Source organism: Albidovulum sp., assembly GCF_008933605.1.
Taxonomy (GTDB): Bacteria; Pseudomonadota; Alphaproteobacteria; order Rhodobacterales; family Rhodobacteraceae; genus Albidovulum.
In genome coordinates this window covers 1-9,322 of the sequence record NZ_WBUS01000121.1, presented here as the reverse complement: position 1 = coordinate 9,322, position 9,322 = coordinate 1, and the positions used below count along the sequence as shown (strand labels likewise).

The window sequence follows — 9,322 nt, the reverse complement described above, 5'->3', positions numbered from 1 at the left end:
ATCCTGCGGCGGGCGGTGGCCGCCCCGTCGCGCGTCGCGGCCGGCGACCTCGCGCCCTCCGAGTTCGAGCGACGCGGCCGCCTCCTCTGGGCGGCGCTCACCGGCCGCGTCTGACCGCCCCGGCTTCCTGGTTGCGGAAATATCCCGGTGGCTGGGCGCCAGGCGCTCAGGCCCTGGGACGCATTGCCAGCCAGATGATCGAGGCACCCGCGAGGACGAGGAAGGGGATCATGGCGAGGTTCACCGCCTGCCATCCGGCGACAACGCTGGTGCCCGAGCAGTTCATCAGCCCGCCCGAGGCGAAGGAGGCCGCGGTGACGCCGCCGAAGACGACGAGGTCGTTGATCCCCTGGATGCGGCCGCGTTCCTCCGGCGCATGGGCGGTGGAGAGGAGCGTCGTCGCGCCGATGAAGCCGAAGTTCCAGCCGATCCCGAGAAGGACGAGCGCGGCGTAGAAGCGTTCAAGCTCCACGCCCGTCAGCGCGACCGCGCCAGCAGCGGCGAGGATGGCAAGGCCGGTGCCCACGATCACCGGCGCGCCGAAGCGGGCGATGAGGTGCCCGGTGAAGAAGGACGGGATGAACATGGCCAGGACATGCGCCGAGACGATATTGGCGGCATCCGACTTGCCGAAGCCGCAGCCGACGACGGCGAGTGGCGTCGAGGTCATCACGAGGTTCATCAGCGCGTAGCTGACCATGCCGCAGATCATGGCGACGGCGATCGTCGGGTCGCGCAGCATCGCGCCGCGGACGCGGCCGGCGGGCTCGCCCTCCGCGCGGCGTGGCGGCGTCGGGATGTCGAGGAAGAAGAAGAGAAGGGCGCCGAGGATGTTCACGGCGGCCGCGGCCAGATAGGTGCCGAGGAACGTGACCGGCATCGCCTCGGCCGTCACCTTCACCAGCTGCGGCCCGACGATGGCCGAGGCGAGCCCGCCTGCCATGACCCAGGAGATCGCCTTCGGCCGGAAGGCGGGCGAGGCGGTGTCGGCGGCGGCGAAGCGGTAGAAGCCCTGCGCCGACATGTAGAACCCGGTGAGAAAGGCGCCGATGACGAAGATCGCGAAGGAACCGCGGAAGAGGCCGAAGGCCGAGATGGCGGCCCCGGCGGCGCCGGCCCCGGCGCCGAGCCAGAAGCCCGCCCGCCGGCCATGGCGCGCCATCAGGGCGGACAGCGGCGTGGCCGCCGTCATCGAGCCGAGCACGGTCATCGAGATCGGCAGCGTCGCCCAGCAGGGGTTCGGCGCCAGCATCTGCCCGGCAAGCCCCGCGACGGTGAAGATCATCGGCATCTGCGCGCCGAGGACCGCCTGCGCGGCGACCAGCACCCAGACGTTGCGTCGGGCGCGGGAATCGTCGTCTTGCGTCAGGGAAGGATCTGCGGTGGCCATGGGCGATCCCTAGTCGTCCGGGGGTGCCCTCGGCAAGGGCTCTTCTGCAGGACGGCTTGCGGAAATCTCGCGGGCGAGTGCCGGGGCCGCCGGCAGCGACTCAGGCGTCGGGCGGCAGGAGGCCGAGGCCGCGCAGGTAGATGCCGATGCCGGTCTCGAGGATGTCCTCGGGCGGGAAGGGCGCGCGCGCACCCGGCGCGCCGCGGGTGTATAGCTCCACCACCCCGTGGCTCAGCGCCCAGATATGGGCCGAGAACATCGACGCGGGCGGTCGCTTGCCGGGGGGCATGTGCTGCGACAGCGCCTCGGCCGAGCGCGTGAAGACCTGCCGCGCGCGATCTGCGGCGCGGGCGAGGTCGGGATTTGCGTTGAGCGAGATCCCGCTTTCGAACATCGCCATGTAGTGGCCGGGGAACTTACGCGCGAAGGCGAGGTAGGCGCGCCCCGTCGCCTCGAAGGCGGCAAGCGCCGAGGGCCTGCCCTCGTTGAAGGCATGGTCCATCAGGTCGGCGAAGATCTCGAATCCCTGCCGGGCGATCTCGGCGATGAGGTCGTCGCGCCCGGCGAAATGGCGGTAGACGGCGGCCGGCGTCACGCCCGCGGACTTCGCCGCGTCGGACAGCGTGAAGCCCTGCGGTCCCTGCCGCTCGATCAGCGCGAGCGCCGCGTCGATCAGCGCCTGGCGGAGGTTGCCGTGATGGTAGCCGCGCTTAGACATTCAGGATGTCGGGGCCGGCGCAGATCTTCGTGTCAACCCGGCCGATCGCCGCCTTGTCCTTGCCGGCATAGTCCACGGCGTGAAGCACGGTCTGGATCGCCGCGATCCGGGCACGCTTCTTGTCGTCGGCGCGCAGCACCGTCCAGGGCGCGGTTCTGGTGTGCGATTTCGCCATTGTCTCGGCGATGGCCTCGGAATAGGCGTCCCACTTCTTCAGGCCCTCGACGTCGATCCAGCTGAGCTTCCATTGCTTCAGGGGATCCTTCTCGCGCGCGAGGAAGCGGCGCAACTGTTCGGCGCGTCCGACCGAGAGCCAGAGCTTGACGAGCGTGATCCCCTCCTCGGCCAGCATCTTCTCGAAATCCGGGAGCTGGCGGAAGAAGAGCTTGCGCTGGGCGTCGGTGCAAAAGCCGAAGACCTGCTCCACCACGCCCCGGTTGTACCAGGACCGGTCGAAGAGCGCGACCTCGCCCGCCGCCGGCAGCCAGTCCACGTAGCGCTGGAAATACCACTGCGTCGCCTCGCGTTCGGTGGGTTTCGGCAGGGCGACGATATAGGCGTTGCGCGGGTTCATGTTCTCCCGCATCCGCTCGATGGCGCCGCCCTTGCCGGCCGCGTCGCGCCCCTCGAAGAGAATCGCCAGGCGCCCGCCCGTTGCCTTGAGCCCGTACTGCATCTTCACGAGTTCCACCTGGAGCTTCTCCATGTGGTCGTCGTAATCCTTCCCCTTCATCTCCTCGTCATAGGGGAAATCCTCCGACAGCATGTCGTGCTTGCCGGCCTTCCCGATGGCCCTGCGGACGTGGGCCGGTGCCTCCTCCATGAGGAACTTCGTGATGTCGCCGACGAAGGGGATGGCGCCGGGGGCGGGCGCCGTCGCGTCGCTCTTGGCCATGAAACACCTCCTCGCGGTCATGACGCGGCCAGTATGACCATCGCCGGGGCGGGCGCAATCGGGGCCGCAGGCGCGGCGGGGCCCGCCGCCACCTTGCCGTCAGGCGCCGATGCGCTCCAGTTCGAAGGGCGTCGTCTGGTAGATCTCGTTGATCCAGTTGCCGTAGAGCAGATGCGCGTGGCTGCGCCAGCGGTTGAGCGGCGGGCGCGAGGGATTGTCGTCCGGATAGTAGTTCTGCGGCACGTTGATCGGCGTGCCGTTGGCCACGTCGCGGTCGTATTCCTGCTTCAGCGTCTCGCTGTCGTATTCGAAATGGTTGAAGATGTAGAGCGCGCGGTGGCAGGTGTCCTCGACGAGGCAGGGGCCGACCTCATCGCTCCCGAGAAGCGTCCTGAGGCCCGGCGCGGTCTCGATCTCGGCCTCCTTCATCTCGGTCCAGCGGCTGACCGGGATCACGAAATCGTCGGAGAAGCCGCGCAGGTAGGGCGAGGCGGGCGCGCGATTCTGGTGGCGGAAGCATCCGAAGGCCTTGTGGTCCAGCATGTGCTTCTTCACGCCGTGGAAGTGATAGGCCATCGCCATGCCGCCCCAGCAGACGCCGAAGGTCGAATGGACATGGGTCTGCGTCCAGTCCATGACCTCGCAGAGCTCGTCCCAGTAGGTCACCTCCTCGAAGGGCAGATGCTCGATCGGGGCACCGGTGATGATAAGGCCGTCGAACTTCTCCGCCTTCACCTCCTGGAAGGGGCGGTAGAAGGCCGCCATGTGTTCGGCGGCGGTGTTTTTCGTCTGATGCTCGCTCATCCGGATCAGCTGGAAGTCGATCTGAAGGGGCGTCGCGCCGATCAGCCGGGCGAACTGGTTCTCGGTCTGGATCTTCTTGGGCATCAGGTTCAGAAGCCCGATCCTGATCGGCCGGATGTCCTGGTGCGCGGCGCGGTCCGGCGTCATCACCATGACGCCTTCCTTCGAGAGGACCTCGAAGGCGGGAAGCGTCGCGGGCAGGGTGATGGGCATCGTCTCTCTCTTCTGTCGGGAATGCCGGAGATAGCGCCGTCAGGCGCCGCGCTCAAGGGTGCGGGCGTCGATCGCGCGGGCGACAAGCTCGACGAAGTCGTCGGCGGAGCGGACCTCGGCGACCTCTTCGGCCGTGACCTTGACGCCCCAGTGCCGCGCCATGGCGGCATAGCGCGGCTGACGGTGGGCCATGGCGCGGGCATAGGTCCAGCGCACGAAGGCGTCGGGATCGACTTCGTGCTCCTTCAGGCCATTGGTGCCGAGATATTCGTTCCAGGCGGCGCGGAGGAAGGCGGGCTGGTAGTACATCGGCTTCGGCGCCTTGTCGAAGCGGCGGGCAAGCTCGGCGGTGTGCGCCTCGGATCCGGCGATCCAGATCAGGAGCACGACGTCCGACAGCGCGGAGAGGATGGGGTTGCCGGGATCTCCGGGCTCCACCACCTCGCAGATGGAGCCGCCCGAGTCGCAGACGAAATGGTCGTAGCCGTAGAGCGCCCCGGCGCGGTCGATGAACCGGCCGGTATCCAGGAGCGCCGCGATCTCGGCCTCTCGGTGCTGTTCCTGCCGCGTCATGTATTCGGCGAAGGGCAGGCCGCCCTTTGCAGGATCGCCGGGCTTGCCGAGGTAGGTCGAGAGCGGCGCGAGATTGTTGAAGGTGATGTTGGAGGTGATGTGAACCGAATCCGTCATCAGCAGGTCGCGCAGCAGCGGCACCTTCATCGCCTCGCGCTTGAAGTTGTCGGCGATGTGCTCGCCCATGTAGCGCGTGCCGATGCGGTAATCGATGGAGTAGTGGAACCAGTCCCCCGCGTCGCGCAGGAGGTTCGAGACATGGGTCTTGCCGAGGCCCGACATGCCGAAGAGAAGCACCCGCTTCTTCGCGGCCGCGCGCCAGTCGTCTGCGGATCTGTAGATCATCTCGCCTTCCGTCGGGGTTTCCGGCTGATTAGCGGGAAGCCGCGGGACTTTCACGCTCTTTCTTGAAACCCGGCAGGGGAAAGCGGCCGTCGAGGACGAGAAGCCCGAGAGCTAGGACCGCGAAGCCGGCCAGCGCGTTTAGCGGCAGCGCCTCGTCATAGACGAGGGCGCCGAGCGCGATGGCGAAGGGCGGGATGATCAGCGTGACGAGGCTGAGATTGCCGGCGCCGGCGCGGGCGAGGACGGCGTAGTAAAGGAGATAGGCGAGCGCCGAGGCCGCGAAGGCGAGGTATCCGAGGGCCGCCCAGGTCGCCGGGCGGTAGTCGAGGGCCGGCGCGCCGTCGATCCAGAGCGCGACGGGCACCACGAAAAGCGAGGCGGCGGTCAGCATACCGGCGGCCGACACCTCGGGCCGGAGGCCCTTGGCGGCGCTGCGGGCGAAGGTCGCGGCGAAGGCGTAGGACAGCGAGGCGCCGAGGATGGCGAGCTGACCCGCCGAGGCCGGGTCGAAGGCCGTGACGGCATCGCGCCCCATGACCGTTGCGACCCCTGCGAGGCCGAGGAGGACGGCAACACCCTTGCGCAGTGTCAGCCGCTCGTCGGCGAAGGCGAAGGTGGCGACGAGAACGGTGAAGACGGCCGTCGTCGCATTGAGGATCGCGGCGAGTCCGGAGGGGACATGGCTCTGACCCCAGACGATGAGCGTGAAGGGAATGACGTTGTTCAGGACGCCCATGACCGCGAAGCGCCAGAGAAATGCAGGGTCGCGCGGCACCGGAAGGCGGCGAAGGGCGATCCAGGCCCAGAGCGCGACAGCGGCGCCCGTCACCCGGAAGGCGACCGTACTCAGCACCGGCACCTCCTCGAGCGCCGCGCGGTTGGAGAGGAACGAGGCCCCCCAGATCGCGGAGAGGAGGAGGAGAAGCGCCCAGGCCGAGCGCGACATCTTCTGCTGGGGAACCGCGTGTGACATGGCGCGACGCTATCCGCGACGGCGGCGGCACGCCACCCGGAACCTGCGCAAGAGGATCAAAAGCGAAGGCCCCGCGACTGCGCGGGGCCTTCCCATCCTTTCGCGGCCTGATCAGAAGCTGTAGGCGACGCGCAGGCCGAGGCCGACACCCGAGTTGTCGGTGAAGCTCGAGCCGATGGTGGAGGTCGTGGCCTCGCCGATATCGACATAGCGGATGCCGCCGGTGATCTTGACGTTGTCGACCGTGTAGGTCGCGGCGAGCGCAATGCTCTTGTAGCCGTCGGTCGGACCGAGGTTGCCGACCGGCGTGCCGTTCGTCTTTTCGTAGCCGAGGATGACGGCGCCGGACCACTGTTCGCTGAACTTGCGCCCGACGCCGAGGTTATAGGTGATCACGTCGTCCGTGTAGGAGACGATGGGCGTGGCCAGGAACTGCGGCGTGATGTCGAAGACCGTCCAGTCCACCCAGCGGATCGAGCCGAAGAGGAGGGTGTCGGCGGCGATGCCGGTCTGGAACTCGAGGTTGACCGACTGCGGGATCTCCACGTCCATCTCGCCCGCGAGGGCGATCGGGGCGAGGCCGGTCTCGACGGTGTCGAAGGTGTGCTTGATCGCCGAGTTGTAGGTGAGCGCGATCCGCGCGGCGATCTCGGGTTTCTCCCATGCCACCCCGACGACATAGCCGAGCCGGTAGTCGGTGTCGGCGTTCAGCCGGTAGTTGGTGAAGGCCGGAGTCAGCACGGGGGCGATGATGTTGACGTTGCCCTTCACGGCTTCGGCACGCAGGCCACCATAGACCGAGAAGTTCGACGGGAGCTTGTAGCGCAAGAGGCCGGTCACGGCTGTGGAGCGCACCTCGGCCGTGGAGCCGGCGAAGGGGTAGGGCGCGCTGGCCGCCGGGTAGCTCACATCGGCACCCACCGGCTGGTCGACGATCACCGCGAGGTCGAGCTTCTCGTTCAGCGCGCGCTTGTAGGCGAAGGAGAAGGTCTGGTAGTCGGGCGCCATGTCGCCGCTTGAAGTGCCCGCAAAGAAGCCGGTGCCGTCGCCGCTCACCCCGGGGTTGAACGTCCCGAGCGAGAATTCGAAGTAGTGGCCTGGTTCGAATAGCGGGGCAACGGATTGTGCCGAACGCTCGATTCCCCCCGCAAAGGCCGATGTCGCGCCCACGGCAAACGCGCCGGCCGTCACTAGAACACGTCCCATAGTCCTCATCCCTAACGTGTTATGGTTATGTGGGCCGAAGGTATGTCGTCCGCCGCGGCTCCGTCAATCAATGACGTCGCGTATTAAGGTCGCACCACCCTCATGTGACGCCGCGGAACTGCGTCTCGGCGCGGATGTTGATCCAGTTCGCCGCAAAGATCACCGCGCCGCCGACCAGCACGACGGGATCGAGCTGCTCGCCGTAAAGCGCCATGCCCACGACGGCGATGAGCGGCAGACGCAGGAAGTCGAGCGGCGTCACCACCACCGCCGGCGCGAGGGACAGGGCCTTCGTCAGGCCGAGATGGGCGAGAAGCCCGGCCAGGCCGAGAACCAGGACCCAGGGCAGGGTGCGCGCTCCGGGCAGCGTGATGTCGCCATCCCAGCCGGCGGTGAGAAGGCCGAGGCCGGTCTGCATCGCCGTCAGCCAGAAGAGGATGGCCATGACCGGGGTGATCCGGGTGAGGGTCTTGGTGACAAGGGCCGTCGCCGCGAAGGCCACCGCGCTGAGAAGGGCGGCGACGAGCCCCGGCGAGAACGCCGCGAGCGATCCGGGCCGCGCGACGACGAGGACCCCGAGGAAGCCGATGAGCGCCGAGAGCGCGCGCGCCGGCGTGAGCCGTTCCTTGAGGAACAGCGGCGCGGCCAGCGCGACCATGACCGGTGCGGAGAACTCGAGCGCGAAGAGCTGCGCGAGCGGAATCAGGGCGAGCGCGTAGAGCCAGAGGTTCTGGCCGGCGAAATGCAGGAGGTTCCGGAAAAGGTGCCGCCCGAGATGGCGGGGTGCCATCGCCGATCCCTGCCCCGTCGCGATCGCCAGCGCGGCCACGACGACGAGCCCGATGATCGAGCGGAAAAGCATCATCTCGAAGGTGTCGAGTTCGGCACCGATCTCGCGCCCCGAGACCGCGATCGCGGAGAAGCCCACGATGGAGCCGACCATCCAGAGTGCCGCCGCAACCGGGCGATGTATGTTCGGCGCCATGTCCTCTCCGCCCGGGCAGCTTTCCGGCGCGCCCGTCTTGGCCGGGATCGGCTGCGTTGTCCAGCCGGTCCCTGGCGCGGTGCCTTGGGAGGGCGCCCTGCTGCGAGAAAGTCGCGCCTGTGAAAAATCGCCGCTAAACCTCTCTTTTCGCTCGCGGAACACCGGGGAGGTCGGCAGAGTGCACAAAAACGACCCGAGGCAGCAGCATGGCATTCAAACCACCGGCACCCACCCCACCGGGGCTCTGGCGGCGGGTTCCGCCCGCGATCTTCCCCCCGATCATGGGGCTCTTCGGTCTCGGCCTCGCCTGGCGGCGGGGCGAGAGCGCGTTCGACCTGCCCGCCGGCGTCGCCGAGGCGATCCTCGGGGCGGTCACCCTGCTCTTTCTCTTCGGGCTGCTGGCCTATTCGGTGAAGGTGCTGCGCCGGCCCGCGGTCCTTGTGGAGGAGCTCAGGATCCTGCCCGGCCGGGCCGGGGTGGCGGCGATGCTGCTCTGCCTCTACCTGCTCTCGCTGACCCTGGCGCCCTATCTGCCGGGGGCTGCCCAAGCGCTTCTCTGGTGCGCGTTCGCGCTCCACGGTGCCGTCGTTCTTGTCTTTGCCTGGGTTTTCGTGACGGGTCCGGCCGAACAGCGCCGAGTTACGCCGGTCTGGCACCTGAGCTTCGTCGGTTTCATCATCGGCGCGCTTGCGGCGGCGGTGTTCGAGGATTACCTCGCGGCGCTCGGCCTCTTCGTCGTGACCGCGGTGATCGCTGCGCTCGTCTGGGCCGTGAGCGCGGAGCAACTGGTCAAGGAGACGGTCCCGGCGCCCCTGCGCCCGCTCCTCGCGATCCACCTCGCGCCGGTCGCGCTCTTCGGTCAGGTCGCGCAGGCGCTGGAACTGCACGCGGTCGCGCTCGGCTGCGGCGGGGTCGCGGGACTCTTGCTCCTGTGGTTCATCGCGCGGGCCCGCTGGCTTACCGAGGCCGGGTTCTCTGCGCTCTGGGGCGCCTTCACCTTCCCGCTCGCCGCCACCGCCGGACTCTGGCTCGGCCTCGGCGGCGTGTGGCGTCTGCCGGGCGGCGTGGCGCTGATCGCGGCGACGCTCGTGACGCTGCCGATCGCCTGGAAGGTCGTGGCCGCCTGGGCGCGCGGGCAGCTTGCCATCAAGACCAACGCGGCCACCGCCTAGATCAGCGCCACCCAGGCGCGGGCGAGGGCGAGGCCCGCCGCGTCGGCC

The 9,322-nt window shown here is 68.4% G+C and carries 9 protein-coding genes; 1 reads left to right on the top strand and 8 read right to left on the bottom strand.

All coding sequences use genetic code 11. From position 1 onward, the window contains the following. Positions 1 to 166: 166 nt before the first annotated feature. The 8 genes from F9K34_RS14220 to F9K34_RS14185 all read right to left on the bottom strand — a co-directional run bounded on the left by F9K34_RS14220 (position 167) and on the right by F9K34_RS14185 (position 8,102). Positions 167 to 1,390, bottom strand: coding sequence for an MFS transporter (locus tag F9K34_RS14220; RefSeq protein WP_291337630.1), 1,224 nt, complete (start codon positions 1,388 to 1,390; stop codon positions 167 to 169). A 100-nt stretch (positions 1,391 to 1,490) separates the two neighbouring features. Beyond that, entirely contained in the window at positions 1,491 to 2,108 is a 618-nt protein-coding gene (locus tag F9K34_RS14215; protein ID WP_291337629.1) for a TetR/AcrR family transcriptional regulator, read from the bottom strand. Then, positions 2,101 to 3,003: a polyphosphate kinase 2 gene (gene ppk2 / locus F9K34_RS14210; protein ID WP_291337628.1), complete on the bottom strand. Its 903-nt coding sequence runs from the start codon at positions 3,001 to 3,003 to the stop codon at positions 2,101 to 2,103. The genes F9K34_RS14215 and ppk2 overlap by 8 nt, the downstream gene beginning before the upstream one ends. 99 nt (positions 3,004 to 3,102) lie before the next feature. Continuing rightward, a complete protein-coding gene (gene metA, locus F9K34_RS14205; protein ID WP_291337627.1) occupies positions 3,103 to 4,020 on the bottom strand; it encodes a homoserine O-acetyltransferase MetA in 918 nt (305 codons plus the stop codon). Positions 4,021 to 4,059: 39 nt separating this feature from the next. Continuing rightward, positions 4,060 to 4,938, bottom strand: a complete 879-nt coding sequence (locus tag F9K34_RS14200; protein WP_291337626.1) for an ATPase — start codon at positions 4,936 to 4,938, stop codon at positions 4,060 to 4,062. Positions 4,939 to 4,966: 28 nt separating this feature from the next. Continuing rightward, a complete protein-coding gene (locus tag F9K34_RS14195; RefSeq protein ID WP_291337625.1) occupies positions 4,967 to 5,911 on the bottom strand; it encodes a DMT family transporter in 945 nt (314 codons plus the stop codon). Positions 5,912 to 6,022: 111 nt separating this feature from the next. Beyond that, positions 6,023 to 7,117 (bottom strand): outer membrane protein transport protein, encoded by a 1,095-nt coding sequence (locus F9K34_RS14190; protein WP_291337624.1) that lies wholly within the window; start codon positions 7,115 to 7,117, stop codon positions 6,023 to 6,025. Positions 7,118 to 7,217: 100 nt separating this feature from the next. Continuing rightward, positions 7,218 to 8,102, bottom strand: a complete 885-nt coding sequence (locus F9K34_RS14185) for a DMT family transporter (protein WP_291337623.1) — start codon at positions 8,100 to 8,102, stop codon at positions 7,218 to 7,220. Positions 8,103 to 8,308: 206 nt separating this feature from the next. Between F9K34_RS14185 and F9K34_RS14180 the strand changes: the two genes are divergently transcribed. Then, the gene (locus F9K34_RS14180) at positions 8,309 to 9,274 is read left to right on the top strand and encodes a tellurium resistance protein (protein ID WP_291337622.1); all 966 of its coding nucleotides are present in this window, start codon (positions 8,309 to 8,311) and stop codon (positions 9,272 to 9,274) included. Positions 9,275 to 9,322 lie beyond the last annotated feature (48 nt).

Excerpts from the sequence above, each read along its gene's own strand:
- F9K34_RS14190 (WP_291337624.1), bottom strand. The coding sequence starts at position 7,117 with ATGGGACGTGTTCTAGTGACGGCCGGCGCGTTTGCCGTGGGCGCGACA.
- F9K34_RS14185 (WP_291337623.1), bottom strand. The coding sequence starts at position 8,102 with ATGGCGCCGAACATACATCGCCCGGTTGCGGCGGCACTCTGGATGGTC.
- F9K34_RS14215 (WP_291337629.1), bottom strand. The coding sequence starts at position 2,108 with ATGTCTAAGCGCGGCTACCATCACGGCAACCTCCGCCAGGCGCTGATC.
- F9K34_RS14200 (WP_291337626.1), bottom strand. The coding sequence starts at position 4,938 with ATGATCTACAGATCCGCAGACGACTGGCGCGCGGCCGCGAAGAAGCGG.
- F9K34_RS14180 (WP_291337622.1), top strand. The coding sequence starts at position 8,309 with ATGGCATTCAAACCACCGGCACCCACCCCACCGGGGCTCTGGCGGCGG.
- ppk2 (WP_291337628.1), bottom strand. The coding sequence starts at position 3,003 with ATGGCCAAGAGCGACGCGACGGCGCCCGCCCCCGGCGCCATCCCCTTC.
- F9K34_RS14195 (WP_291337625.1), bottom strand. The coding sequence starts at position 5,911 with ATGTCACACGCGGTTCCCCAGCAGAAGATGTCGCGCTCGGCCTGGGCG.
- F9K34_RS14220 (WP_291337630.1), bottom strand. The coding sequence starts at position 1,390 with ATGGCCACCGCAGATCCTTCCCTGACGCAAGACGACGATTCCCGCGCC.
- metA (WP_291337627.1), bottom strand. The coding sequence starts at position 4,020 with ATGCCCATCACCCTGCCCGCGACGCTTCCCGCCTTCGAGGTCCTCTCG.